Origin of the sequence: Pseudomonas helleri, assembly GCF_001043025.1 — a bacterium.
Classification (GTDB): Bacteria; Pseudomonadota; Gammaproteobacteria; order Pseudomonadales; family Pseudomonadaceae; genus Aquipseudomonas; species Aquipseudomonas helleri.
The window spans coordinates 59434-86242 of the sequence record NZ_JYLD01000003.1 but is presented as its reverse complement, the minus strand read 5'-3'; the positions used below and the strand labels follow the sequence as shown (position 1 = coordinate 86242).

Sequence of the window (26809 nt, the reverse complement as noted above, 5' to 3'; positions counted from 1 at the left end):
TTAGCCTGGAGTTCAACACATGCATCCCCGCGTTCTTGAAGTCACCGAGCGTCTTATTGCCCGCAGTCGAGCTACCCGCGAGGCGTACCTGACGCTTATTCGTGATGCGGCCAGTGACGGACCGCAACGCGGCAAGCTGCAATGTGCCAACTTTGCCCATGGCGTGGCCGGATGTGGCACAGAAGACAAAAACACCCTCAAGCTGATGAACGCCGCCAACGTGGCAATTGTTTCGTCATATAACGACATGCTCTCGGCGCATCAGCCATACGAGCACTTCCCGGAACAAATCAAGCAAGCCCTGCGTGAAATGGGTTCTGTGGGCCAGTTCGCGGGCGGCACCCCGGCAATGTGCGACGGCGTGACCCAAGGCGAGGCCGGCATGGAACTGAGTCTGTTGAGCCGCGAAGTGATCGCGCTGTCGACCGCGGTGGCGCTGTCGCACAACATGTTCGACGCGGCGCTGATGCTGGGCATTTGCGACAAAATCGTGCCGGGCCTGCTGATGGGCGCGCTGCGCTTCGGTCATCTGCCGACCATCTTTGTGCCGGGCGGGCCGATGCCGTCGGGCATTTCCAACAAAGAAAAAGCCGACGTACGTCAGCGCTACGCTGAAGGCAAAGCCAGCCGTGAAGAGCTGCTGGAATCCGAGATGAAGTCCTATCACAGCCCCGGCACCTGCACCTTTTACGGCACCGCCAACACCAACCAGTTGCTGATGGAAGTGATGGGCCTGCATTTGCCGGGTGCTTCTTTCGTCAATCCTTACACGCCATTGCGCGATGCCCTGACTCGCGAAGCGGCGCATCAAGTCACCCGTCTGACCCAGCAAAACGGTAACTTCACACCGCTGGGCGAGATCGTGGACGAGCGTTCTCTGGTCAACTCCATCGTTGCCCTGCACGCGACTGGCGGCTCCACCAACCACACCCTGCACATGCCGGCGATTGCCATGGCAGCGGGTATTCAGTTGACCTGGCAAGACATGGCCGACCTGTCCGAGGTGGTGCCAACCCTGTCCCATGTGTATCCAAACGGCAAAGCCGACATCAACCACTTCCAGGCCGCGGGCGGCATGGCGTTCCTGATTCGTGAGCTGCTCGAAGCCGGGTTGTTGCACGAAAACGTCAACACCGTGGCCGGTTACGGCTTGAGCCGCTACACCCGCGAGCCGTTCCTCGTGGATGGCCAACTGGTCTGGCGTGATGGCCCGATCGAAAGCCTCGACGAGACTATTTTGCGCCCGGTTGCCCGTGCGTTCTCGGCCGAGGGCGGCCTGCGGGTGATGGAAGGCAATTTGGGGCGCGGGGTCATGAAGGTCTCGGCGGTTGCGCCCGAACATCAGATTGTCGAAGCTCCGGCGCGGGTATTCCAGGACCAGCAGCAACTGGCCGATGCCTTCAAGGCCGGTGAACTGGAACGCGACTTTGTTGCCGTGATGCGTTTTCAAGGCCCGCGCTCCAATGGCATGCCAGAGCTGCACAAGATGACGCCGTTCTTGGGCGTGCTGCAGGATCGCGGCTTCAAAGTGGCGCTGATCACCGACGGGCGCATGTCCGGGGCATCGGGCAAAATCCCGGCGGCGATTCACGTCAGCCCCGAGGCGGAAGTGGGCGGCGCGCTGGCGCGGGTCCAGGACGGTGACCTGATTCGCGTCGATGGCGTAAAAGGCACGTTGCAACTGTTGGTGGATGAGGCAGAATTCGCCGCACGCACCCCGGCTGTCGGCACCTTGAGCAATGCCGTCGGTACCGGGCGCGAGTTGTTTGCGTTTATGCGTCAGGCCTTCAGTTCGGCCGAGCAGGGCGCGAGTACCTTTACCTCGTCTCTGGAATCCCTGAAATGAAACTCGCCCTCGTCGGTGATATTGGTGGCACCAACGCCCGTTTTGCCCTCTGGGAAGACGAACAGTTGCGTTCAGTCAGCGTGTTGGCCACGGCCGATTACGCCTGCCCGGAAGACGCAATCAAGGTTTACCTCAATGAGTTGAACCTGGCGCCCGGAGCGGTGGGTTCGGTGTGCCTGTCGGTGGCCGGGCCGGTGAGCGGCGACGAGTTTCGCTTTACCAACAACCATTGGCGCTTGAGCCGGTCGGCGTTTTGCGAAACCTTGCAAGTCGATCACTTGCTGCTGATCAATGACTTCAGCGCCATGGCCCTGGGCATGACGCGCTTGCAACCCGAAGACGTGCGCCAGGTGTGCCCCGGCATTGCCGATCCGGCGCGCCCGGCGGTGGTCATCGGGCCAGGCACGGGGTTGGGCGTAGGCACGTTGCTCAACCTGGGCGACGAGCAATGGATGGCCTTGCCGGGGGAGGGCGGCCACGTCGACCTGCCCATGAGCAACCCGCGTGAAGTGCAGTTGTGGCAGCACATCTACAACGAAATCGACCACGTCAGTGCCGAAAGCATCTTGAGCGGCAGCGGTTTGCCGCGTGTGTATCGGGCGATCTGTGCGGTCGACGGGCATGAGCCGGTGCTGGACAGTGACCGGGCGATCACTGCGGCGGCGTTGGCGGGTGATCCGGTGGCGTTGCAGGTGCTGGAGCACTTCAGTTGCTGGCTGGGCCGTGTGGCCGGTAACAACGTGCTGACAGTCGGCGGGCGTGGCGGGGTGTACATTGTTGGCGGTGTGATCCCGCGCTTTGCCGATATTTTTGTGAGCAGCGGCTTTGCCCGAAGCTTTGCCGACAAAGGCTGCATGAGCGACTATCTCAAAGGCATCCCGGTCTGGTTGGTGACCGCACCGTACTCGGGCCTGATCGGCGCCGGCGTGGCACTGCAACAAGCGTTCGGTTGACTGTAGGAGCGAGCTTGTCTCGCGATCTTTTGACCGTTGAAAAGATCGCGAGGCAAGCTCGCTCCTACCGAGTGATCTTTCGTCCATAACAACAATAAGGATCAGCGCCTGTGAGCACATCCGGCAAATCCATTTTGCTGGTCGATGATGACCAGGAAATTCGCGAGCTCCTTGATATCTACCTCACCCGTGCCGGCTTTCAGGTGCGCACCGTGGCGGACGGTGCGGGCTTCAGGCGGGCGCTTGATGAGCAGGCCAGCGATTTATTGATCCTGGACGTGATGCTGCCCGACGAAGACGGTTTCAGCCTGTGCCGCTGGGTGCGCCAACACCCGCGTTTTGCGCAAATTCCGATCATCATGCTCACCGCCAGTTCCGACGAAGCCGACCGGGTCATCGGCCTGGAACTGGGCGCTGATGATTATCTGGGCAAGCCTTTTAGCCCCCGTGAACTCCAGGCGCGTATCAAGGCCTTGTTGCGCCGTGCGCAGTTTTCCAGTGCGAGCGCCGGTCATGAAGTTATGGCGTTTGACGAGTGGCGGCTCAACACCGTGACCCATCGGCTGTTTCATACCGATGGCGAAGAGGTGATTTTGTCCGGGGCGGATTTCGCCTTGCTCAAGCTGTTTCTGGACAACCCGCAGCAGATCCTGGATCGCGACATGATCGGCAACGCCACCCGTGGCCGCGATCTGATGCCGCTGGACCGCATTGTCGACATGGCGGTCAGCCGTTTGCGCCAGCGCCTGCGCGACACCGAGAAGCCGCCACGGCTTATCCGCACGATCCGTGGCAGCGGTTACCAGTTGGCAGCTGAGGTCACCGTCGGAAATGGCCATTAAGTTTCTATCCCGCCTGCATCTCCCCCGTTCGCTGCTGGGCCGCATGTTGCTGCTGACGCTGCTGGCCATTTTGCTGGCGCAGACGTTGTCGAGTGCCATCTGGCTCTCACAATTGCGCACCACCCAGCTTGAAGGCCTGGTCAACAGTGCCCGCAGCATGGCGCACTCGATGAACGCCACAGTGACGTACTTGCGCTCCCTGCCGCTGGCCTATCGCCCGCTGGTGCTGGACCAAATGCGCAGCATGGGCGGCACGCGCTTTGTCGTCAGCCTCAATGACCGGCCGCTGGACATGCAGGTGCTACCGCCAACCCAGCGCAAACAGGCGGTGCTGGACGCCGTGGACCAAGTGCTGCGCCAGTCGCTGGGGCCGGATGTCGACCTGTCGGTGAAGTTCGTCAGCCCTCAGGACTTACGCATTTTCAACGCGGGCCTGAAGCTCGACGAGTTGCCGCGTTCGTGGGCGCACTTTGCCCTGACCCTGGAACCGGTTGACCCGCCGGTGCTGGTGACGCAGATCCAGATGGCTCAGGGCGAGTGGCTGTACATCGCCTCTTTGCTGCCCCAGCCCTACACCAGCCTTGAAGAAGAAGGGCTGCCGGCGCTGCAACTGTGGTTTATCGTGCTGAGCAGTATCTTTTTGCTGTTCTTTATCGGCGTGCTGGTGCATTGGCAAAGCCGCCCGCTCAAACGCTTGGCGAGGGCGGCCCGTGACATGTCACTGGGCGAAGACGAGGTCCAGCCTGTCGAAGTGGGCGGTGGCAGCGAAGTGGTTGAAGTGGGGCGGGCCTTTAACACCATGCGCGCGCGTATCAGCCGGTACCTGACCGAGCGGGGTCAGTTATTCAGCGCCATCTCCCATGACCTGCGCACGCCCATCACCCGGCTGCGCTTGCGCGTAGAACTGCTGGATGACGAGCAACTGCAATACAAGTTTGGCCGCGATCTGGACGAGCTGGAAATGCTGGTCAAAGGCGCGCTGCAGTGCGTGAAAGACACCGACATTCACGAGAATATCGAGCCGGTGGACGTCAACACCTTGCTCGACTGTCTGATAGAACCCTATGTGCTGCCGCAGGGTAATGGCCGGGTAACGCTGCAGGGGCGAGCGACCAGCCCTTATCACGGCAAACCCTTGGCCCTGCGCCGCTGCATGGGCAACCTGATTGATAACGCACTCAAGTACGGCACCAACGCGCACTTGCGCATAGACGACAACGAGCAAGCGTTTGTGCTGACCGTCGACGACGAGGGACCGGGCGTGCCCGAACAGCGCCTTGAGCAGGTGTTCGAGCCACACTTTCGACTGGCCGGGCAGCAGCAAGGCTACGGTCTGGGGCTGGGGATTGCGCGCAGCATCGCCCATAGCCATGGCGGTGAAGTGAGCTTGCAAAACCTGCGCGTGGGCGGCTTGCGGGTCACTTTGTACTTGCCGCGAAATGCCGACTGATGGACAGGCTGGCCTGCTCGGCGCTGATCGGCAGTATGCGTTCCATCTGCGTGCCAGAGACCTCCTGGGCGGTGGGTTTTGGCTCGCGGGGCTTGTGCATCGCCGCCTTGATACGGTTTTCGCGCACGCGCCGGCTGGTCTGGCTGAAGTGATGCTGGAGCTTCTCCATGGCGACATCGTAGGGGTCGCTGCACAGGGTTAACTGCCGTTCACGCTCCTCAAGCGCCAGCTGTTTGGCCTGGTCATCGCCATACTTGTCAATGCGAAAACTCTTGCTCAGGTTGTAGCCGTGAATGCGCGTGGTGGCACGCCAGTAATCAATCTGATTGGACTGCACGCGGTACACGCCGGGGTGGCCGCTGGTGTTATGCGGCATCAGGCGCTGGCGGTCTTCATAAGTAAAAGACTGCGGCATTTTCAGGACCAGTTGGTTGCGCAAGTTTTCGGCGGCCTCCAGGGCGGGAATCTCGCCGCCATATTGGTCGAAAGCAAAGTGATGCACATGCACTTTGCCCGCGCGTTGAATATCGATTTTCCAGGCGTAGGGGCGACCTTCCTGATCTTTGATGGGGTAAATGAAGCAATGATTCCGGGACGTTAAGTTACGTTCTGTCATGGCTAAAATCTCCTGAGGGGGTCGGCATCCGTTCTTTTTCTACGACGATGAGTAGCAGACTCGCTGATGTTATTTGCGGGTACAACGTGGGAAAACGACTTCGGGATGCGTCCTACAGGCAATGCGGAAAAAACTGTATCTCGTGGGGATTTCAACGGTTCTGGCCTACAAGAAGGCTGACGTTGCTCATACTGAAAGATCTCAAACAGCCCCGTGGCCGCGTTCTTGAATGTCACCAGACGGTGACAAACAGACGTCTCTTCGTTACTTGAGGCGGGTGGCGCGTGGATACACTCATTCGTAGCGCAAGCAAAAGACTTGCACAGCTATAACAACAAGAAAGGGCATCTCATGAATTCATTCAATCGCCTCGCCGTCGTTATCTCACTCGCCACACTATTCCCTCTGAGCAGCTATGCCGCCGACTCCAAAGGTTCGGTTGAAGTGGTGCACTGGTGGACGTCAGGTGGCGAAAAAGCTGCTGTCGATGTGCTGAAGGCTCAAGTTGAAAAAGACGGTTTCACCTGGAAGGACGGCGCTGTCGCCGGGGGTGGCGGTGCCACCGCGATGACCGTACTGAAAAGCCGCGCTGTGGCCGGTAACCCGCCGGGTATGGCACAGATCAAAGGGCCGGACATTCAAGAGTGGGCGTCTACCGGGCTGCTCGACACTGACGTATTGAAGACGGTCGCCAAAGACGAAAAGTGGGACAGCCTGCTCGACAAGAAAGTCTCCGACACCGTGAAGTACGACGGTGATTACGTGGCCGTGCCGGTGAATATCCACCGCGTGAACTGGCTGTGGATCAACCCTGAAGTCTTCAAAAAAGCCGGTATCGAAAAACCACCGACCACCCTCGAAGAATTCTACGCAGCCGGTGACAAGCTCAAGGCCGCGGGCTTTATTGCGCTTGCCCACGGCGGCCAGCCTTGGCAGGACAGCACCGTGTTTGAAGCGGTGGTGCTCTCGGTCATGGGCGTCGATGGCTACAAAAAAGCCCTGGTTGACCTCGACAACGATGCCCTGACCGGCCCGCAAATGGTCAAGGCGCTGACCGAGCTGAAGAAAGTCGCGACCTACATGGACGCCGATGGCAAAGGCCAGGACTGGAACCTGGAAGCGGCCAAAGTCATCAACGGCAAGGCCGGCATGCAGATCATGGGTGACTGGGCCAAGAGTGAATGGACCGCGGCCAAGAAAATCGCCGGCAAGGACTATGAGTGCGTAGCCTTCCCGGGCACCGACAAAGCCTTCACCTACAACATCGACTCTTTGGCGGTGTTCAAGGTGAAAGACGAGGGCACCAAGGCCGGTCAACAAGACATTGCCAAGGTGGCGCTGGGTGAAGACTTCCAGAAAGTTTTCAGCATCAACAAGGGCTCAATTCCGGTTCGCAACGACATGTTGAACAACATGGAAAAGCTCGGCTTTGACGCCTGTGCCCAGACCTCGGCCAAGGACTTCCTGGCTGACGCCAAGTCCGGCGGCCTGCAGCCAAGCATGGCGCACAACATGGCGACCACGCTGGCCGTGCAGGGGGCGTTCTTTGACGTAATCACCAATTACATCAACGACCCTAAAGCCGATCCGGCCGACACCGCCAAAAAACTTGGCGCAGCGATCAAGTCCGCCAAGTAACCCCCTCCTGTAGGAGCGAGCTCGCCTCGCGATCTTTTGAGGTTCTAAAAGATCGCGAGACAAGCTCGCTCCTACCCGGAGCAGTCTCTACTTTTTCCTCGCACGGATTTCCACCATGAGTTCTGTTGCTGCGTTCAGGAAAGTCTCGCCCTTCGATGTGTTGCAACGCTGGCTACCCAAACTGGTGCTGGCGCCGAGCATGATCATCGTGTTGGTGGGCTTCTATGGCTACATCCTGTGGACGTTCGTTCTGTCGTTCACCACGTCGACCTTTCTGCCGACCTACAAGTGGGCTGGCTTGGCGCAATACCAGCGTTTGTACGACAACGACCGCTGGTGGGTCGCCAGCAAGAACCTGGTGGTGTTTGGCGGCATGTTTATCGGCATCACCCTGGTGATCGGCGTGACCCTGGCGGTGTTTCTCGACCAGCGCATTCGCCGGGAAGGGTTTATCCGCACGATTTATCTGTACCCGATGGCGCTGTCGATGATCGTCACCGGTACCGCCTGGAAATGGTTGCTGAACCCCGGCATGGGCCTGGACAAGCTGCTGCGTGACTGGGGTTGGGAAGGCTTTCGCCTCGACTGGCTGATCGACCCTGACCGCGTGGTGTATTGCCTGGTCATCGCCGCTGTCTGGCAAGCCTCGGGTTTTATCATGGCCATGTTTCTTGCGGGCCTGCGCGGGGTGGACCAATCGATCATCCGTGCCGCCCAGATCGATGGCGCAAGCTTGCCGCGCATTTACTGGAAAGTGGTGCTGCCGAGCCTGCGTCCGGTGTTTTTCAGTGCGGTGATGATCCTGGCGCATATCGCGATCAAGAGCTTTGACCTGGTGGCGGCGATGACTGCCGGTGGCCCGGGCTACTCGTCAGATTTACCGGCCATGTTCATGTACTCCTTCACCTTCAGTCGCGGCCAGATGGGCATGGGCTCGGCCAGTGCGATTCTGATGCTCGGGGCGATTCTCGCGATCATCGTGCCTTACCTGTATTCCGAGCTGAGGGCCAAGCGAAATGACTAGTCTGACCGGCAAACGCTCACTAAGCCTGAGCCGCATCGCGATCTACGCGGTGCTGATTGTCGCGGTATTGCTGTATTTGGTGCCTTTGGTGGTGATGCTGCTGACCAGTTTCAAAACCCCGGAAGACATCAGCACCGGCAACTTGCTGAGCTGGCCGAGCGTGGTTACCGGCATTGGCTGGGTCAAGGCCTGGGCCACCGTTGACGGTTACTTCTGGAACTCGATCAAGATCACCGTTCCGGCGGTGCTGGCCTCGACCGCCATCGGCGCGTTGAACGGCTACGTGCTGTCGATGTGGCGCTTTCGCGGTTCGCAGTTGTTTTTCGGCTTGCTGCTGTTTGGCTGCTTCTTGCCGTTTCAAACGGTGCTGCTGCCAGCCTCGTTCACCCTCGGCAAGATGGGCCTGGCCAGCACCACCACGGGCCTGGTGATCGTGCACATCGTGTACGGGCTGGCGTTCACCACCCTGTTTTTCCGTAACTACTACGTCAGCATTCCCGACGCACTGGTGAAGGCTGCACGTCTGGATGGCGCAGGTTTCTTCACGATCTTTCGGCGGATCATCCTGCCGATGTCGACTCCGATCATCATGGTCTGCCTGATTTGGCAGTTCACCCAGATCTGGAACGACTTCCTGTTCGGTGTGGTGTTTTCCAGCGGTGACTCCCAGCCCATTACTGTGGCGCTGAACAACCTGGTCAACACCAGCACCGGGGTCAAGGAATACAACGTGGACATGGCGGCGGCGATGATCGCCGGGCTGCCGACCCTGCTGGTCTATGTGGTCGCAGGCAAGTATTTCGTGCGCGGGCTGACGGCCGGCGCGGTCAAGGGGTAATCATGGCAACGCTCGAGCTTCGTAACGTAAACAAGACCTATGGTGCTGGCCTGCCAGACACCCTCAAGAACATTGAACTGTCGATCAAGGACGGCGAGTTTTTGATCCTGGTTGGGCCCTCGGGCTGCGGCAAGTCGACGCTGATGAACTGCATCGCGGGCCTTGAGAACATCACTGGCGGCGCGATCATGATTGACGATCAGGACGTCAGCGGCATGAGCCCCAAGGATCGTGACATCGCCATGGTGTTCCAGTCTTACGCGCTGTACCCGACCATGAGCGTGCGCGAGAACATCGAGTTCGGCCTCAAGATCCGCAAGATGGCCCAGTCGGCCATTGACGAAGAAGTGGCGCGGGTCGCCAAGCTGTTGCAGATTGAGCACTTGCTCAATCGCAAGCCCGGCCAGTTGTCCGGTGGTCAGCAGCAGCGGGTGGCGATGGGGCGTGCGCTGGCGCGTCGGCCCAAGATCTACCTGTTCGACGAACCGCTGTCCAACCTCGACGCCAAGTTGCGGGTCGAGATGCGCACTGAAATGAAACTGATGCACCAGCGTCTGAAGACCACCACCGTCTACGTGACCCACGACCAGATCGAAGCCATGACCCTGGGCGACAAGGTCGCGGTCATGAAGGACGGCATCATTCAGCAGTTCGGCACCCCCAAGCAGATCTACAACGACCCGGCCAACCTGTTCGTCGCCAGTTTCATCGGTTCGCCGCCAATGAATTTCATTGGTCTACGCTTGAAGCGTCAAGACGGCCGCTTGATGGCCGTGCTAGACAGCGGGCAGGCACGTTGTGAGTTGCCGCTGGGGGTGCAGGACGCAGGGCTTGAAGAGCGGGATGTCATCGTGGGGATTCGTCCCGAGCAGATCATGCTGGCACCGCACGAGGCCAATGGCCTGCCAACGCTTCGCGCCGAAGTCAAAGTGACCGAGCCGACCGGGCCGGACACGCTGGTGTTCGTCCAGCTCAATGACGTCAAGGTGTGCTGCCGCCTGGCACCTGATGTCGCACCGCAAGTGGGCGAGAGCCTGAACTTGCAGTTCGATCCGGCCAAGGTACTGCTGTTTGATGCCCAGACAGGTGAGCGTTTAGGGGTTGGCGCTGCGTTATCCGCCCAGGACAGCAGGGGCGATAACGTCGCCCAATTCAAAGGACGCTAAAGCTGCACACAAGGACGCGTGTTGTTTCTGGCTGAAGATGTTGTAAACCGCGTTAGATAAAAACAGTTAATAACAAAAGACGAGGATTTTGGGATGAAAAAGCAACACGGCAATACCCGGTTGTTCTGCCAGCTGTCAGCGGCCGCCGTGCTGGTTATGTCTGCCAATGCGATGGCAGACGAAGCGTTCAGTGCCGATTCAAAATGGATGACCGGGGATTGGGGGGGCGAGCGGACCAAGCTCATCGAACAGGGCATCGACATCAAGGCTGATTATGTCGGTGAAGTAGGCGCCAACCTGCATGGCGGCTACAACAACAATAAAACTGCGCGTTACAGCGACCAGTTTGGTCTGGGCGTGGCGCTGGACCTGCAAAAGCTCTGGGGCTGGGATAACACCCAGGCCAAGATCCAGCTCACCAACCGTAACGGTGAGAACATCTCCAACGACCGTATCGGCGATCCGCGTGCCGGCACCTTGAGTTCGTCGCAAGAAGTCTACGGCCGTGGGCACATGGTGCGACTGACCCAGTTGTACATCCAGCATCAGTTCCTCGACGGCAAGCTCGACGTCAAAGCCGGTTACTTCGGTGAAGGCGAAGACTTCAACACCTTCCCGTGCGAGTTCCAGAACCTGGCGTTCTGCGGGTCTCAGGTGGGTAACTGGGCAACCAACATCTGGTACAACTGGCCGGTCAGCCAGGCGGCTCTGCGCGTGAAGTACAACATCACGCCTGAGTTTTACGCGCAGATCGGTGCCTACAACCAGAATCCGTCGCAACTGGAGCACGGCAACGGCTTCAAACTCAACGGCAGTGGCACCAAAGGTACGGTCTTACCGGTCGAGCTGGTCTGGTCGCCCAAAGTCAACAACCTGCCGGGCGAATACCGCATCGGTTACTACAAAAGCTCGGCCCCTGCGCCTGACCTGCGTGAAGACATCAACGGCCAGGACGCAGCCACCACCGGCCAACCGTACCGCATGCATGACAGCAAGCACGGTTACTGGCTGGTTGTGCAGCAACAACTCACCAGCCACAACGGTGATGCGTCGCGCGGCCTGAACGTTGCCGCCAACGCAACCTTCCATGACAAGGCCACCAACATCGTCGACAACTACCAGTCGTTGATGTTCGTGTACAAAGGCCCGTTCGATGCGCGTCCAAAAGATGACATCGGCATTGGCTTTGCCCGCATCCACGTTAACGACCAGGTGAAGAAAAACGCTGAGCTGGCCAACGTCGCCAATGATGTCACCAACTACGACAGCCTGTCGTACTCACCGCTGCGCGACACCGAGTACAACTACGAGCTCAACTACGGTATCCACGTGACCAATTGGCTGACCGTGCGTCCCAACTTGCAGTACATCACCCACCCCGGTGGCGTGGACAAAGTGGATAACGCATTGGTGGCCGGTTTGAAAATTCAGTCGGTCTTCTAACGGTTGTTGCGATAAGCTCCTTTTCGTTATGCGTATTTTCCGGATAGCCTTTGCTATCCGGTTTTTTTTGGGGAGGGCGCTTTGATGCAGACGAGGCCGTTTCCAAAGGGTTGGACGACATGATTTTCAGGACTGTGGGACATGCATGAGCATCCGCTTCACCGTTTTTTCAAATCAAAGCGTGAGCAGCCGATTTTCCAGTGGGAGCGTTTTCAGCAACGCGACGTGCTGGTAATCGACCATCCGCACTGTCAGGCCGTGTTCAGTCGTCAAGGTGCGCAGTTGCTGCACTTCAAGCCGACCGGGCAAAAGCCCTGGTTGTGGTGCGCGGCTAAATGGCCTCAAGTGGGGGCGATCCGTGGTGGCGTGCCGATCTTTTGGCCGTGGTACGGGCGTCATCCCAGCGAAAATGCCTGGCCGTCCCATGGCTGGGCGCGGCTGATCGACTGGAAACTGCTGGACAGCAGCACCGATGAAGAGGGTGTTTCGCTGCACTGGCGTTTGCAGTTGTGCGACTGGCAGGTTGATCTGCACGCCCGGTTGGGTGAAAGCATGGAACTGCGCCTGAGCACCGAGCACCAGGACGACGAACCCTGCCAGGTCAGCCAGGCGTTGCGGGCTTATTGGCGGATTGGAGACGTGGCTGAGGTAGCGCTGTCTGGGCTTGATGGTGTGCGCGGATACGACCAGCTCAATCGCGAGGCGTGCCAGCAAAAAGGTGAACTGCGGGTGGTGGGTGGATGCCAGCGCGTGTTCCAGCACGAAGGCGAAATGCAGCTAAACGACCACGCTTGGCAGCGCGCTTTAAGCATCGACACCGGCGATCATGCCAACACCGTGGTCTGGCACCCGGGCAAGCGGCCGTTGCTGGGCGTGAGCTGGAATGAAGTGATGGGGTTTGTCTGTGTCGAATCCGCCAGCACTGGCGCCCAGACCCAAAGCCTGGCCCCCGGCGAACAAGCGCACCTGAGCTTGCAGGCGCGGGCAGGGCTGTGTAACGCCTGACCCCACAAAAAACTGTAGGAGCGAGCTTGCCTCGCGATCTTTTGATCTTTTAAAAGATCGCGAGGCAAGCTCACTCCTACAGGAGGGTGATCAGTTGAACTCATCCCCCACCGGATAACGGCTGGCATTCAGGCTTTCTTTGATCTTGCGCAAATGCGGCTGGAAATCCACGCCCCGGCGCAGGGTCATGCCGGTGGCCAGCACGTCCAGTACCGTCAGCTGGATGATGCGCGAGGTCATGGGCATGTAAATGTCCGTGTCTTCGGGCAACGGGATGTTCAGGCTCAAGGTACTGGCTTTGGCCAGCGGTGAGTTCTCGGCCGTCAGACCCAGCACCGAAGCCCCGTTGGCGCGGGCAATGCGCGCCACTTCAACCAGCTCGCGGGTACGCCCGGTGTACGAAATGATCACGAACAACTCGCCGGTGTGGGCCACCGAGGCGATCATGCGTTGCATCAGCACGTCAGCATGGGCCGTGACCGCCAGGTTGAAACGGAAGAACTTATGCTGCGCATCCAGCGCCACCGGGGCCGAAGCGCCCAGCCCGAAAAAGTGGATCTGGCGCGCCTGAATCAACAAATCAACGGCGCGGCTGATGAGGTTCGGGTCCAGGGCCTGGCAGGCGCTGTCCAGCGAGGCAATCGCACTGCCGAAAATCTTTTGCGTGTACGCCGCCGGATTGTCATCGGCCTCAACCGCCCGACTCACGTAAGCTGCGCCACTGGCCAGGCTTTGTGCCAGTTGCAGTTTTAATTCCGGATAACCGCTGACACCAAACGAGCGGCAAAAACGATTGACCGTCGGCTCACTGACCGACGCCGCCTGCGCCAGGGCAGCAATGCTGAACCGGGTCGCTTGTTGCGGGTTCTGGAGAATAATTTCAGCTACCTTGCGCTCAGCCTTGTTCAGCTCTTCGAGGCGGCCTTTGATCTGTTCGAGTAAATTTCGCACGCGGTCCATTTGTGTTCCTTGGGTCGGCGATGCAATCAACCGTGCTAAAGCGGTTCGTGAGGTGGCCTATCCTACTGGTGGCCCGAGATGACCACTAGCGGGAATCTGTATTTAGAGAAAATGTTGTGTTTATTACTACATTTTTCCTTGAGTGATGCCTTGAAAAAAGGTATTTGTAGCTTAACTTGATAAAAGAACAAACATCATGCCTTCGATTACGGTTGAACCGTGCACCTTTGCCTTGTTCGGCGCCCTGGGCGATCTGGCCTTGCGCAAACTGTTCCCTGCCTTATATCAACTGGACCGTGCCGGCTTGCTGCATGCCGACACGCGCATTCTGGCGCTGGCCCGTGAGCCCGGCGATGCATTGAGCCACCTGGCGCATATCGACAGTCAGTTACGTCAGTATGTTGGTGCCAAGGAAATCGAAGATGACGTGCTCACGCGCTTTTTGGCGCGCCTGAGCTACCTGCATGTGGATTTTCTCAAGACCGAAGATTACGTGCCGCTGGCCGAACTGGCGGGGACCGAACAGCGAGTCATCGCTTACTTCGCCACCCCGGCAGCGGTCTACGGCGCCATTTGCGAAAACCTGTCCAAAGTCGGTCTGGCTGACAACGCCCGTGTGGTGCTGGAAAAGCCGATCGGTTCGGACCTTGAGTCGTCGCGCAAGGTTAACGACGCCGTGGCGCAGTTCTTCCCCGAGAACCGCGTGTACCGCATCGACCACTACCTGGGCAAAGAAACGGTTCAAAACCTGATTGCCCTGCGCTTTGCCAACAGCCTGTTCGAAACCCAGTGGAACCAGCGCTACATCTCCCACGTGGAAATCACCGTGGCCGAGAAGGTCGGCATTGAGGGCCGTTGGGGTTACTTCGACAAGGCTGGCCAACTGCGCGACATGATTCAAAACCACTTGTTGCAGTTGCTCTGCCTGATCGCCATGGACCCGCCTGCGGACTTGTCGGCAGACAGCATCCGTGACGAGAAAGTCAAAGTGCTCAAGGCCCTGGCGCCGATCAGCGCCGAAGGCCTGACCACCCAGGTGGTACGCGGTCAGTACATCGCCGGCTACAGCGAAGGCCAGTCGGTGCCGGGCTACCTGGAAGAAGAGAACTCCAACACCCAGAGCGACACCGAAACTTTCGTCGCCCTGCGGGCAGACATTCGTAACTGGCGTTGGGCCGGTGTGCCGTTTTACCTGCGTACCGGCAAGCGCATGCCGCAAAAGCTGTCGCAGATCGTGATCCACTTCAAGGAGCCGTCGCACTACATCTTCGCTCCTGAGCAGCGCCTGCAAATCGGCAACAAGCTGATCATTCGCTTGCAGCCGGACGAAGGCATTTCCCTGCGGGTGATGACCAAGGATCAAGGCCTGGACAAAGGCATGCACCTGCGCAGCGGCCCGTTGCAATTGAATTTCTCCGACACGTATCACAGCGCGCGGGTACCGGACGCTTACGAGCGTTTGTTGCTCGAAGTGATGCGCGGCAACCAGAACCTGTTCGTACGCAAAGATGAAATCGAAGCGGCGTGGAAGTGGTGCGACCAGTTGATCGCCGGCTGGAAAAAGTCCGGTGATGTGCCCAAGCCTTACGCGGCGGGCTCCTGGGGGCCGATGAGCTCCATTGCACTGATTACACGAGACGGGAGGTCTTGGTATGGCGATATCTGATTTGAAACTGCCCGAAGGTGTCACTGCGCACACCTTCAAAAACCCGGCGGTACTGGCCGAAGGGCTGGCCATTAAGGTGGCCGGGCAACTGAATGACGCCATTCAGGCGCAAGGCACTGCAACGCTGGTGGTTTCCGGCGGTCGCAGCCCGGTGGCGTTTTTCCAGAGCTTGATCAAACAACCGCTCGACTGGTCGAAAGTGGTCGTCAGCCTGGCTGACGAGCGCTGGGTGCCGGTAGAGCACGCCGACAGCAATGCCGGTTTGCTGAAAAAACATTTGCTTCAGGGCCCGGCTGCCAAAGCGCGCTTTGTGGGCTTGTACAACGTTGCTGCCAATCTTGAAGACGCCGCAGAACAGGCCGATCGAGCCTTGGCCGAGCTGCCGCCGATTGACGTGCTGATTCTGGGCATGGGCGATGACGGGCATACCGCGTCGTTGTTCCCGAACAGCCCGAACCTAGCCGAAGCGTTGACGCTGGATAACCCGCGTCGCTGCTGGCCGATGCTGGCGCCGACCGTGCCGCATCAGCGTTTGAGCATGAGCCGCAGTCTGTTGGCGAGCGCAAAAAACAAGGTCCTGTCGATTAGCGGGCAGGGCAAATTGAACACCCTCAACGATGCGCTGGGAGGCACCGACATTGCCGCCTTGCCGATTCGTGCCTTTCTGCAACCTACGTTAGAGATTTACTGGTGCCCATGAGCCAAGGATCAGCTGCCATGACAACACGCATTGCCAACGTCTCGATGGCGGATAAAGTCGCCCTGATCGACGATTTGTGCGCCAAGGCGCGCATTTTGCCGGTGATTACCATTGCGCGTAAGCAGGACATTTTGCCGTTGGCCGATGCGCTGGCGGCTGGTGGCCTGACAGCCCTGGAAGTCACCCTGCGTTCAGAGTTCGGCCTGGAAGCCATCCGCGTACTGCGTGATCAGCGCCCTGAGCTGGTGACCGGTGCTGGCACCATTCTGGATCGCCACATGCTGGCGGCTGCCGAAGAAGCCGGTTCGCAATTTATCGTCACGCCGGGCATTACCCGTGACCTGCTCGAAGCCAGCGTGGCCAGCGATATTCCGCTGCTGCCGGGCATCAGCAACGCCTCCGGCATCATGGAAGGCTATGGCCTGGGCTATCGCCGATTCAAACTGTTCCCGGCTGAAGTCAGCGGTGGCGTCGCCGCCATCAAGGCGTTGGGCGGCCCGTTTGGCGAAGTGAAATTCTGCCCGACCGGCGGCGTAGGCCCGGCGAACATCCGCAATTACATGGCATTGAAAAACGTTATGTGCGTGGGCGGTAGCTGGATGCTCGACAGCGAGTGGATCAAAAACGGTGATTGGGCGCGCATTCAAGAATGCACCGCCGAGGCACTGGCACTGCTGGATTGATGACCTAGTAACGAATTGTTGTGTGTTCTACGGTTTTTGGTGCGCTTGGTCGGCGCACCTTTTTTTTGCCTGCAGATCGCGAAGCAAGCTTGCTCCTGTAGCAGTTGACGAGCTTTGCGAGGCTACGTCCGGGCGCGCAGCGGCCGTATATCCCTCTCAACGTTCAATGACGTGGCTTGGGCTTGCCATGTTTGGCCCGCAACGGGTCCAGCAGGTCCGAGAGGCCGTTGTGATCGATCTCTTGCATCAACGCCAGCAAACCACCCAACTCTCCTTTGGGGAAGCCTTCGCGGGCAAACCAGTTCAGGTACTGCCCCGGCAGGTCGGCAATGATTCGGCCTTTGTATTTGCCGAAGGGCATTTCGTGGGTAATCAGCAGTTCGAGTTTTTCGGGGTTCATTCCTGGGCCTTCAGTGCGTGCAGCAACAGGGTGGAAAATACAGGCATTTTGCATGCAGGCCAATTGACAGATCATGCAAAATAGCCGGAAGCTGATTTTCTATAATTAGTTAACTTCTTGATTTATAAGGTTTTATTTTTATTAAAAAGCTGGCACGAGGACTGCAATCTCTATTGCACGATCCTCAACTCAGCAAGGAATTGAAAAATGACTGACCTTAATAAAGAAGCCATCTCTGTCCTGAACGACCTGATCGAAACCAGCAAAGATGGCCAGGAAGGCTTCAAGACCTGTGCCGAAGATATCAAGAACCCTGAGCTCAAAGCGCTGTTTGTAAAGCGTTCAGCAGATTGCGGCACGGCCGCAGCTGAGCTTCAGGCTGAAGTGCGCAAGCTTGGCGGTGACCCGGAAACCAGCACCAGCGTAGCCGGTGACCTGCACCGTCGTTGGGTCGACGTTAAGTCGATCTTTACCGGCAAAGGTGAAGAGGCTGTGCTCAACGAAGCCGAGCGCGGTGAAGACCATGCGCTGAAAGCTTATAAAGAAGCGCTGGAGAAAATCTCCAAGCACAATCTGGTCGGCATCCGTGATGTGGTTGAGCGTCAGTACTTGAACGTACAGCGCAACCACGACCAGGTTAAAGCACTGCGTAATCAGGCGCGTGCCCGGGCTTAACCTCAGCCCTTAAGCCAATGTGGGAGCGGGCTTGCCCGCGATAGCAGCAACGCGGTCTCTAACAGGACCGCGTTGTTTGTATCGCGAGCAAGCCCGCTCCCACTTTTTTTGGCGCTCAATCAGCCAATGCTGATGGCTGGCAACACCGGCAGGTTCACGGTTTGTTGCTTGCGTGGCGCAATGATCTCGGCTTCGCCGTCGACCACGATTTCTTCGCGTTGGTTGAATACACGAGTGGCAATGCGCACGCGAAACTTTGGCAGCTTTTCCAGAATCTCCAGACGCACGGTCAGGGTGTCGCCGATTTTGACCGGCTTCTGAAAGCTCATTTGCTGGCCAACATAAATAGTGCCTGGGCCAGGCAGCTCGCACGCTACGGCAGCGCTGATCAGTGCACCACTGAACATGCCGTGGGCAATGCGCTCTTTGAACATGGTGGCTGCGGCAAATTCAGGGTCGAGGTGCACCGGGTTATGGTCACCAGACATGGCCGCAAAAAGCTGAATATCACGCTCTTCGACGGTTTTGCTGTAGCTGGCAGTCTGGCCGACTTCGAGGGCTTCGTACGGGGTGTTGGTAACCTGGGTCATCTAGCGCATGTCCTGTGACGGGTGATTAGTTTCAAGATTTTGATTTTAAAGTCTTTTTTCTAAAATATGGTTCGATTATTCGCTGCGCGGCGGGCGTGAACAGCTTAGCGCCTGATTCAGCCATGCGATGACATCAGCCGTCACATCGTCGCGGTTGGTTTCATTAAATAGCTCATGACGCGCGTGGGGGTACAGGTTGAGTTGCACCTGTTGAATACCCGCCTTGCGCAAAGCGTCGCTCAGATCTACCAGACGCTTGCCTTCACTGACCGGGTCACAGGTGCCGCCGATAACCAAAACCGGAAGTGAAGAGTCAATCTGGACGAGATTGGACGCTTTGCTGATTTGCTGCAAGCCACCGAGCAGGTCGACCCACAACTGATTGGTGCACCTAAAACCGCACAACGGGTCATTGGCGTAGGCGTCGACCTCGACCGGATCGCGGCTAAGCCAGTCATAACGTGTGCGATTGGGCTTGAAGGCTTTATTGAATGAACCGAACGACAGCCACTCGATCAGCGCGCTGCGACCTTTAGGCCCTTGGCGCCAGCGTTCGAAACGGGCAATCAGGCTGGCGCTGCGATACAGCGCCACCGGCTGAGAATTCGAAGCGCTGAGAATCGCACCCTGCACGCTGGCACTGTGATGCAGCAAGTACGCCTGGGCGATGTAGCTGCCCATGCTGTGACCGAGAATAAACACGGGTGTGCCGGGGTGAGTCTGGCCAATGTGGCGGTTAAGGGTCGCCACATCGCTGACTACGGCGCACCAGCCGTCTTCATCGGCGTAATAGCCCAGTGTGCCACGTTCTGCCGTCTTGCCATGCCCACGCTGGTCGTGGGCATACAGCCCGAAACCGGCCTCACTCAAGGCCTGGCCCAAACGTGAATAGCGCCCACTGTGCTCGGCCATGCCATGGGCCAGCAAGACAATCGCCTTGGGCTTACCTTCAGGCAGCCACTGGTGCACGAAAAGCCCTGTACGGTCATTCGTCTCCAGCCAAAAGGTGTGTGGGTTCATGGCAGTTCCTTTACACGGTGTCGTAGCACTGTATAGCGCATTAACGGCACCACAGGCGAAATCACAGTAATAAGATTCAAGATGTAAATGGCGAAGATCGCCTTATTTGCCTACTACTTGATAACTGTTAACGTCCGGATGCTGTGCTTTTACTGCATCACGATGCAGCCAGACATGCTCAGGTAAGAGGATAAAAACAATGCATCCTGATTTCTGGAACGACAAACGTCCCGCAGGCGTACCGCTGGACATTGATATGACTGCCTTCACCTCAGTGGTGGATGTCTTTGAGCGCTCCTGCAAAAAATTTGCAGACCGGCCTGCCTTCAGTAACCTCGGGGTCACCCTGACCTATGCCGAGCTTGATCGCCATAGCGCGGCGTTTGCCGGTTATTTGCAGCAGCACACCAACCTGGTGCCCGGTGATCGCATCGCGGTACAAATGCCCAATATCCTGCAGTACCCGATTGCGGTGTTTGGTGCATTGCGTGCGGGCCTGGTGGTGGTCAACACCAACCCGTTGTACACCTCGCGTGAAATGCGCCATCAGTTCAAGAGTGCGGGCATACGTGCATTGGTCTACCTGAACATGTTTGGCAAGCGCGTGCAGGAGGTGCTCGAAGACACTGAAATCGAATACCTGATCGAAGCAAAAATGGGCGACCTGATGCCCACCGTCAAAGGCTGGGTCACCAACTTGGTGGTCGACAAGGTTAAAAAGCTCGTGCCGTCTTACCGGTTGCCGCAGGCCATTCCTTTCAAGCAGGTGTTGCAGCAGGGAGCAGGGCATCCGTTGCGGTCGCTGCAAGTCAGGCTGGACGACATAGCTGTGCTGCAATACACCGGCGGCACCACAGGTTTGCCCAAAGGCGCCATGCTCACCCATGGCAATCTGGTAGCCAATATGCAGCAGATTCGTGGCTGCTTGTCCCAGCATGCCGAAGATGGGTTGCCGCTGCTCAAGGAAGGCCAGGAAATCATGGTGGCGCCGTTGCCGCTCTACCATATCTATGCGTTTACCGCGAATTGCATGTGCATGATGGTGACCGGCAACCACAACATCCTGATCACCAACCCGCGTGACATCGCAGGTTTTATCAAGGAGCTTAAAAACTGGCGGTTCACTGCATTTTTGGGCCTGAACACCCTGTTTGTGGCACTCATGGATCACCCGGAATTCAAGACCCTGGATTTCTCCTCACTCAAACTCACCAACTCGGGCGGCACGGCGCTGGTCAAGGCCACGGCTGAGCGTTGGGAAAAACTCACCGGTTGCCGCATCGTCGAGGGCTATGGCCTGACCGAAACCTCGCCGGTTGCCAGTGCTAACCCCTACGGCGGGTTTGCCCGGCTGGGCACGGTGGGCATGCCGGTGCCGGGCACGCTCATGAAAGTCATCAGCGATGACGGGGCTGAACTGGGGCTAGGGGAGCGCGGCGAACTGTGTGTCAAAGGCCCGCAGGTCATGAAAGGCTACTGGAAAAACCCCGAGGCCACGGCCGAGGTGCTGGATGCCGAGGGCTGGTTCAAAACCGGCGATATCGCGGTGATTGATCCCGATGGGTATGTGCGCATCGTCGACCGTAAAAAAGACCTGATCATCGTCTCGGGTTTCAATGTGTACCCCAACGAAATCGAAGACATCGTGATGGCTCATCCCAAGGTGGCGAACTGTGCCGTTATCGGAGTACCCGACGAACGGACAGGCGAAGCCGTCAAATTGTTCGTGGTGCCGCGTGCCGGCGGGGTGAGTGTTGAAGAGCTCAAGGCGTACTGCAAAGACAATTTCACCGGCTACAAAGTGCCCAAGCAGATTGTGGTTCGGGATTCATTGCCCGTGACGCCGGTGGGCAAGATCCTGCGCCGCGAGTTACGAGATACCGTCTGATTCGTTCAGTCAGGCGACAAATGCCCGTGTGCCTTTGGCACGCGGGCTTTTTTATTGAGTGTTAAATCAACCGGGTCGCGTCTTAAAAAGGCCGTTGATGGCGCTGTAAGCCCTTGTTTAGACGGGTTTTGATAAAAATAGAGTTATGGCTCTAATGGTGACTTAGGATTGTAGGACAGTCAGAAAAGTGACGCTAAGGGCCTTTTTTGGCTCTAGGCGGCCTCTGGCAAAGCTGCTACTCTCGGCGCGCTTTGTGACTTCTCGGTAAGTAAAAAAGCCAGAATTACCATTACAAAAATCAAACAAATAATAACCGCATCAAATGCGGTGAAGAATTCGCGACGCTGAGGAGTGGGCTTCCATGATTGAAGACTTTTGGAAGGATAAGTACCCAGCTGGGATTGCTGCTGAAATCAATCCTGACGAATACCCAAATATTCAGACGGTATTGCGCCAATCTTGCCAACGTTTCGCCGATAAGCCGGCCTTCACTAACCTCGGCAAAACCATCACCTACGGTGAGCTTTACGAGCTGTCAGGCGCCTTTGCTGCCTGGTTGCAACAGCACACCGACCTGCAACCTGGCGACCGTATCGCCGTACAACTGCCCAACCTGTTGCAATACCCGATTGCTGTGTTCGGAGCCATCCGCGCCGGTTTGATCGTGGTCAACACCAACCCGCTGTACACCGCGCGGGAAATGGAACACCAGTTCAATGACTCCGGCGCCAAGGCGCTGGTGTGTCTGGCCAACATGGCGCACCTGGCCGAAAAGGTCGTGCCGCAGACCTCGGTCAAATATGTGATCGTCACCGAAGTGGCCGACATGCTGTCGCCGTTCAAGCGTGTGCTGATCAACAGCGTCATCAAGTACGTGAAGAAAATGGTCCCGGCGTACCACTTGCCGAACGCCATCAAGTTCAACGACATCCTGAGCAAAGGTCATGGCCAGCCCGTCAAGGAAGCCAACCCGATCAGCAGTGATGTCGCGGTGCTTCAATACACCGGCGGTACCACCGGCGTGGCCAAGGGCGCGATGCTGTCCCACCGCAACCTGATCGCCAACATGTTGCAGTGCAAGGCGCTGATGGGCTCCAACCTCAATGAAGGCAGCGAGATCCTCATCACCCCATTGCCGCTGTACCACATCTACGCGTTTACCTTCCATTGCATGGCGATGATGTTGCTGGGCAACCACAACATCCTGATCAGCAACCCGCGCGATCTGCCGGCGATGGTCAAAGAGCTGTCGAAGTGGAAGTTCTCCGGCTTTGTCGGGCTAAACACCTTGTTTATTGCGCTGTGTAACAGCGAGGCTTTCCGCAAGCTGGACTTTTCGCACCTCAAGGTCACCTTGTCGGGCGGTATGGCGTTGCAATTGTCAGTGGCTGAGCGCTGGAAGACCGTGACCGGTTCGCCTATCTGCGAAGGCTACGGCATGACCGAAACCAGCCCGGTGGCGTCGGTCAACCCGATCCAGAACATCCAGGTGGGCACCATCGGGATCCCGATGCCTTCTACCTTGTGCAAAGTCATCAACGATGCGGGCGAAGAGTTGCCGTTGGGTGAAATTGGCGAGCTGTGCATCAAAGGCCCGCAGGTCATGAAAGGCTACTGGGAGCGCCCTGACGCCACCGCCGAAATCATGGACAGCGATGGCTGGTTGAAGTCCGGTGACATTGCGGTGATTCAGCCAGATGGCTACATGCGCATCGTTGATCGCAAAAAAGACATGATCCTGGTGTCGGGCTTCAACGTGTACCCGAACGAGCTGGAAGACGTCATGGCCTCGTTGCCAGGTGTTTTGCAGTCGGCGGCGATTGGTATTCCGGATGAAAAAACCGGTGAACTGATCAAGGTCTTCATCGTGGTCAAGCCGGGCATGACCCTGACCAAAGAACAGGTCATGGCGCACATGCGGGCCAACCTGACGGCTTACAAAGCACCCAAGATCATTGAGTTCCGTGAGAGCCTGCCAACGACCAACGTGGGCAAAATCTTGCGTCGCGAATTGCGCGATGAAGAACTGAAAAAACTGGGCCTCAAAAAGTAACCTCGCCCAGACACAAAAAAGCCCCGCATTGCGGGGCTTTGTTGTTTTTGCAGCGGCTGCACACCCTCTGTAGGAGCGAGCTTGCCTCGCGATCTGTTTAAAAGATCAAAAGATCGCGAGGCAAGCTCGCTCCTACAGAGGGTCTAACAATTACTTCTGCAGGAACTGCGCGAAATTGACGCCGGTGCCTGCTGGACGCACGTCCTGCAGGAAGGAGTCTTTGTCTGCGCTCAGTTCAAGGCTCATGGTCGGCGTGCGCTTGTGCGTCGCGCGGACCACCATGCCTTCGCGTTTTTCACGCAGGAAAGCGGTAGTGACCTTCAAATGCAGCAACTCATCGGTGCTCGGGGTGTGCAACAGCAGGTGCACCCATTCGTATTGACCAATGGCCAGGCGGGCCAGAGGAATATCGAACCACCAGATGTTCTTGTTGGTGTTCAACGTAGCGAGATGGCAGTTGTTGACGCCCAGTACCGCGCCGCCAAGTTCCTGGTTTCTGCGGGCGATGGCCTGCTTTTTATCGAGTTTCATAACCTTCCTACAATTGCGGATCTTCAGCGCCATAGCCTGAATACGTTGCGCATTCTCAGGGGTTAGCGGGCAAACATAAAGCTCAACCTGCGCTGCGCGACGAAATGAGCCACAGAAAATAAATGAAACTCTGCTCGACGTCTGCGGGTCAACCTAGATGTCGAGAATGACATCCGAACTTTCACTAGGAGAAATCCCATGAGCAGCACTGGCGATAAGATCAAAGGCATGGCGAACGAAGCAGTAGGCAATGTCAAACAAGCGGTGGGTAAAGCCACCGACAACGACAAGCTGCGCGCAGAAGGCAAAGCCCAGGAACTGAAGGGCGAAGCGCAACAGACTGTCGGTAAAGCCAAAGATGCAGTGAAGAACACCGTCGATAAAGCGTAATCGGGTACTTCGTCACTAGCCCTGAAAACGGCCATCCTTGAGGTGGCCGTTTTTATGGGTTTTGCGGTTAAGTATTTCCAAAGTCGCCATTTGAACTACTTTTGAGGTAAAACCCCCGTACTGAACCCGTTGCAGAGGGTGTGTCGAACTCAATTTATAAGCGGCGAAAGGAGACGCTATGATTTTTCCGGTCTTGAATGGCCTGCCGTTAGGCAAAGTATTGGTGCGTACGGTCAAAGAATTTATCGACGATGAAATGTCGACCTATGCTTCGGCTTTGGCCTATCAAATGCTCTTCTCGCTGTTCCCGTTCATCCTGTTTCTGATTGCACTGATCGGCTTTTTGCATTTACCCGACTTTTTCAGCTGGCTGCGTTTGCAGTCCGAACTGGTTCTGCCGCCACAAGCGCTGGAGCAGGTAAACCCGGTGATTGACCAGTTGGAGCAATCGAAGGGTGGCTTGCTGTCTTTCGGTATTGTCGTCGCGCTGTGGACCGCTTCGGCGGGCGTGCGCTTGATGATGAGTGCCATGAACGCCGCCTACGACGTGGTGGAAGGGCGACCGATCTGGAAGCGTTTTCCGCTGTCGATTTTTTACACCATCGGCATTGCCGGGATGCTCCTGGCTGCTGCCGCGTTGATGGTGCTTGGGCCGCAAGTGATGGGCTGGCTGGCGGGGCAGGTGGGGCTTGAGGAGTTCGTGGTCACGTTGTGGACCATCCTGCGCTGGCCGGTGATTATCCTGCTGATGATGGTGGCCGTGGCGGTCATCTACTACGTGATGCCAGACGTTGAGCAGAAGTTTCGTTTTATTACGCCAGGCTCGGTGTTGGCCGTGGTGGTGTGGATCGCTGCGTCGTTGGGTTTTGCGTTTTATGTGAAAACCTTCGCCGATTACAACGCGATGTATGGCAGCATCGGGGCGATCATTGTGCTGTTGCTGTATTTCTATATTTCGTCAGCCGTATTGTTGTTGGGGGCTGAAATGAACGCTGTTATCGAGCACATGTCAGCTGAAGGCAAAGATCCGGGTGAGAAAACCTTCGAAGAGTCCGACGACACACCGCATGTGTCCGGGCTTGGGCGCGACCACTCCCTTAAATCCACTTCAGATGAAGCCTGATTATGATTCGTGAAATTTTGAAAATGGGTGATGAGCGCCTGCTTCGAGTTGCCAAGCCAGTCCCTCCCGAGATGTTTGACACGCCAGAGCTGTGGCAACTGATCGACGACATGCTGCAGACCATGGAGCACGCCGGTGGCGTTGGTCTGGCGGCTCCGCAAATTGGCGTTGATTTGCAACTGGTGATCTTTGGCTTTGAACACAGTGAGCGTTACCCGGACGCCGAACCCGTGCCGCAAACCATCTTGATCAACCCGCTGATCACGCCCTTGAGCCCTGCAGTTGAAGAAGACTGGGAAGGCTGCTTGTCAGTGCCAGGGCTGCGCGGTGTAGTCGAGCGCTTCGAGAAGATCCGTTACGAAGGTTTTGACCCCAAGGGTGATCCCGTCGTACGCGTTGCTGATGGCTTTCATGCGCGCGTGGTGCAGCACGAGTGTGATCACCTGATCGGCCGTCTGTACCCGTCACGCATCAAGGACTTCAGCAAGTTCGGCTTTATTGAGGTGTTGTTCCCGGAGCTGGCGCCGGGCACGCAAGAGTAGGCTCAAGGCCCATCGCTATCATCGCTTTATTGCGTTGATAGCGAACCAGCCGCTCATGCAACACATAGGGCAAGTCGACTTCCACGCTAAACCCCAGCCCTTCATAAAAGCCTTGCAACTCGGGGTCGCAGAACAGCCACACCGGTCCCTCGCAGGCGGCCACCGACGCCTTCACCAATGTCCCGGCAACCCCTTGCCCACGCAGCGCGGGCGCAACAAATAACCCGGTCAGCCAATAACCATGAGCCATTGAGCGCAGGCACAACCCGCCAATGATGTCTTGCTGACGTGCAACCCACAGTTGTGCGTCTTTACTGGCCTTCATCGACGACTGATGCGCGCGGTAAAACTTGTTCATTAATGGCCACAATGGCGCTTCGAGCGGGGCGTAAACAATGGCGGTCATGTCGTCCACGGGCGTTAAAAATAAGCGCGCAGTATATACACAGCGCTGAATCATTTAAGTCTCTCGATTTGTATTCGTTTGAGTGTTTATTGGTTATTGGAAAGTGCACTTTGCGAGCTTTTTTGAATATTCACCTTTAAACATAAGTTAGCCAGCTAACTGAATCGAGCAGATGCCTGCAGCCCGTGCTGTGCGTTTCGTCGCCCCTTGCTGGCAATTTGCTTGCACCCTGTTTAGGCCTGTCTATGCTTGGGACCATAGGGGCCCGAATATGAAGTGGCTTTTCCCCTGATTCGTTGTAATGCAAACAGCAAGCGTTACATGGGCTGAGGTTTTGTTGTGCCTTGAAAATTACACATCA

25 protein-coding genes and 2 pseudogenes are annotated in these 26809 nt (G+C 57.4%); 20 read left to right on the top strand and 7 right to left on the bottom strand.

Annotation, left to right across the window (positions count from 1 at the left end; genetic code table 11):
- Positions 1-19: 19 nt before the first annotated feature.
- The 5 genes and pseudogenes from edd to TU84_RS26735 form a co-directional block, all read left to right on the top strand.
- Positions 20-1846 (top strand): phosphogluconate dehydratase, encoded by a 1827-nt coding sequence (gene edd / locus TU84_RS05845; protein ID WP_048367953.1) that lies wholly within the window; start codon positions 20-22, stop codon positions 1844-1846.
- Positions 1843-2799 carry a glucokinase gene (locus TU84_RS05840; protein ID WP_048367951.1) on the top strand — a complete coding sequence of 319 codons (957 nt, stop codon included), beginning with the start codon at positions 1843-1845 and terminating at the stop codon, positions 2797-2799. Before edd ends, TU84_RS05840 begins: the two co-directional genes overlap by 4 nt.
- A gap of 110 nt (positions 2800-2909) precedes the next feature.
- Positions 2910-3641: a response regulator gene (locus tag TU84_RS05835; protein WP_048367950.1), complete on the top strand. Its 732-nt coding sequence runs from the start codon at positions 2910-2912 to the stop codon at positions 3639-3641.
- A pseudogene (locus tag TU84_RS05830) lies at positions 3631-4617 on the top strand (HAMP domain-containing protein); the annotation flags it as partial. The gene TU84_RS05835 and the pseudogene TU84_RS05830, both read left to right, overlap by 11 nt.
- Before the next feature lie 195 nt (positions 4618-4812).
- A pseudogene (locus TU84_RS26735) lies at positions 4813-5091 on the top strand (ATP-binding protein); the annotation flags it as partial.
- Here TU84_RS26735 and TU84_RS05825 read toward each other — a convergent pair.
- Positions 5060-5707 carry an AP2 domain-containing protein gene (locus TU84_RS05825; RefSeq protein ID WP_048367945.1) on the bottom strand — a complete coding sequence of 216 codons (648 nt, stop codon included), beginning with the start codon at positions 5705-5707 and terminating at the stop codon, positions 5060-5062. The pseudogene TU84_RS26735 and the gene TU84_RS05825 sit on opposite strands and share 32 nt — an antisense overlap.
- A gap of 351 nt (positions 5708-6058) precedes the next feature.
- Between TU84_RS05825 and TU84_RS05820 the strand changes: the two genes are divergently transcribed.
- From TU84_RS05820 to TU84_RS05795, 6 genes are all read left to right on the top strand, one after another.
- Positions 6059-7345: an ABC transporter substrate-binding protein gene (locus tag TU84_RS05820; protein WP_048367943.1), complete on the top strand. Its 1287-nt coding sequence runs from the start codon at positions 6059-6061 to the stop codon at positions 7343-7345.
- Positions 7346-7460: 115 nt separating this feature from the next.
- Entirely contained in the window at positions 7461-8369 is a 909-nt protein-coding gene (locus TU84_RS05815; RefSeq protein ID WP_048367941.1) for a carbohydrate ABC transporter permease, read from the top strand.
- Complete coding sequence (locus tag TU84_RS05810; protein ID WP_048367940.1) at positions 8362-9207, top strand: carbohydrate ABC transporter permease; 846 nt, start codon at positions 8362-8364, stop codon at positions 9205-9207. The genes TU84_RS05815 and TU84_RS05810 overlap by 8 nt, the downstream gene beginning before the upstream one ends.
- A 2-nt stretch (positions 9208-9209) precedes the next feature.
- Entirely contained in the window at positions 9210-10373 is a 1164-nt protein-coding gene (locus tag TU84_RS05805; RefSeq protein WP_048367937.1) for an ABC transporter ATP-binding protein, read from the top strand.
- Positions 10374-10466: 93 nt separating this feature from the next.
- Positions 10467-11816: a carbohydrate porin gene (locus tag TU84_RS05800; RefSeq protein WP_048367935.1), complete on the top strand. Its 1350-nt coding sequence runs from the start codon at positions 10467-10469 to the stop codon at positions 11814-11816.
- Between the two features lie 141 nt (positions 11817-11957).
- Positions 11958-12821, top strand: coding sequence for a D-hexose-6-phosphate mutarotase (locus tag TU84_RS05795; protein ID WP_048367934.1), 864 nt, complete (start codon positions 11958-11960; stop codon positions 12819-12821).
- A 90-nt stretch (positions 12822-12911) separates the two neighbouring features.
- Here TU84_RS05795 and TU84_RS05790 read toward each other — a convergent pair whose 3' ends face one another.
- Positions 12912-13772, bottom strand: coding sequence for a MurR/RpiR family transcriptional regulator (locus tag TU84_RS05790; RefSeq protein ID WP_173430580.1), 861 nt, complete (start codon positions 13770-13772; stop codon positions 12912-12914).
- A gap of 205 nt (positions 13773-13977) precedes the next feature.
- Here TU84_RS05790 and zwf point away from each other — a divergent pair, with 205 nt between their 5' ends.
- The 3 genes from zwf to TU84_RS05775 are packed head-to-tail and all read left to right on the top strand — an operon-like array spanning position 13978 to position 16830.
- Complete coding sequence (zwf, locus tag TU84_RS05785) at positions 13978-15447, top strand: glucose-6-phosphate dehydrogenase (RefSeq protein WP_048367930.1); 1470 nt, start codon at positions 13978-13980, stop codon at positions 15445-15447.
- The gene (gene pgl, locus TU84_RS05780; RefSeq protein ID WP_048367927.1) at positions 15434-16147 is read left to right on the top strand and encodes a 6-phosphogluconolactonase; all 714 of its coding nucleotides are present in this window, start codon (positions 15434-15436) and stop codon (positions 16145-16147) included. Before zwf ends, pgl begins: the two co-directional genes overlap by 14 nt.
- A gap of 17 nt (positions 16148-16164) precedes the next feature.
- Complete coding sequence (locus TU84_RS05775; protein ID WP_048367926.1) at positions 16165-16830, top strand: bifunctional 4-hydroxy-2-oxoglutarate aldolase/2-dehydro-3-deoxy-phosphogluconate aldolase; 666 nt, start codon at positions 16165-16167, stop codon at positions 16828-16830.
- A gap of 163 nt (positions 16831-16993) precedes the next feature.
- On the opposite strand, the gene TU84_RS05770 is transcribed toward TU84_RS05775, so the two are convergent.
- Entirely contained in the window at positions 16994-17230 is a 237-nt protein-coding gene (locus tag TU84_RS05770; RefSeq protein WP_048367925.1) for a DUF3820 family protein, read from the bottom strand.
- Positions 17231-17437: 207 nt separating this feature from the next.
- Between TU84_RS05770 and TU84_RS05765 the strand changes: the two genes are divergently transcribed.
- On the top strand, positions 17438-17905 hold the full coding sequence (locus tag TU84_RS05765; protein ID WP_048367924.1) for a ferritin-like domain-containing protein: 468 nt from the start codon (positions 17438-17440) through the stop codon (positions 17903-17905).
- Between the two features lie 119 nt (positions 17906-18024).
- Here TU84_RS05765 and TU84_RS05760 read toward each other — a convergent pair whose 3' ends face one another.
- Both TU84_RS05760 and TU84_RS05755 read right to left on the bottom strand, forming a co-directional pair.
- Entirely contained in the window at positions 18025-18495 is a 471-nt protein-coding gene (locus TU84_RS05760) for a MaoC family dehydratase (RefSeq protein WP_048367923.1), read from the bottom strand.
- 75 nt (positions 18496-18570) lie between these two features.
- Complete coding sequence (locus tag TU84_RS05755) at positions 18571-19515, bottom strand: alpha/beta hydrolase (protein ID WP_048367922.1); 945 nt, start codon at positions 19513-19515, stop codon at positions 18571-18573.
- 199 nt (positions 19516-19714) lie between these two features.
- Here TU84_RS05755 and fadD2 point away from each other — a divergent pair, with 199 nt between their 5' ends.
- Both fadD2 and fadD1 read left to right on the top strand, forming a co-directional pair.
- Positions 19715-21403: a long-chain-fatty-acid--CoA ligase FadD2 gene (gene fadD2 / locus TU84_RS05750; protein WP_048367920.1), complete on the top strand. Its 1689-nt coding sequence runs from the start codon at positions 19715-19717 to the stop codon at positions 21401-21403.
- 361 nt (positions 21404-21764) lie between these two features.
- Positions 21765-23456 (top strand): long-chain-fatty-acid--CoA ligase FadD1, encoded by a 1692-nt coding sequence (gene fadD1 / locus TU84_RS05745; protein WP_048367918.1) that lies wholly within the window; start codon positions 21765-21767, stop codon positions 23454-23456.
- 150 nt (positions 23457-23606) lie between these two features.
- Here the strand turns inward: fadD1 and TU84_RS05740 are convergent, their stop codons facing one another.
- A complete protein-coding gene (locus TU84_RS05740; protein ID WP_048367916.1) occupies positions 23607-23987 on the bottom strand; it encodes a hypothetical protein in 381 nt (126 codons plus the stop codon).
- Positions 23988-24185: 198 nt separating this feature from the next.
- Between TU84_RS05740 and TU84_RS05735 the strand changes: the two genes are divergently transcribed.
- The 3 genes from TU84_RS05735 to def all read left to right on the top strand — a co-directional run bounded on the left by TU84_RS05735 (position 24186) and on the right by def (position 26042).
- Entirely contained in the window at positions 24186-24377 is a 192-nt protein-coding gene (locus TU84_RS05735; protein ID WP_048367915.1) for a CsbD family protein, read from the top strand.
- A gap of 178 nt (positions 24378-24555) precedes the next feature.
- Positions 24556-25500, top strand: coding sequence for a YihY/virulence factor BrkB family protein (locus tag TU84_RS05730; protein ID WP_048367914.1), 945 nt, complete (start codon positions 24556-24558; stop codon positions 25498-25500).
- Between the two features lie 2 nt (positions 25501-25502).
- Positions 25503-26042 (top strand): peptide deformylase, encoded by a 540-nt coding sequence (gene def / locus TU84_RS05725; RefSeq protein WP_048367913.1) that lies wholly within the window; start codon positions 25503-25505, stop codon positions 26040-26042.
- Here the strand turns inward: def and TU84_RS05720 are convergent.
- Complete coding sequence (locus tag TU84_RS05720; protein WP_048368457.1) at positions 25996-26448, bottom strand: GNAT family N-acetyltransferase; 453 nt, start codon at positions 26446-26448, stop codon at positions 25996-25998. The two genes, def and TU84_RS05720, sit on opposite strands and share 47 nt — an antisense overlap.
- Positions 26449-26809: the final 361 nt, after the last annotated feature.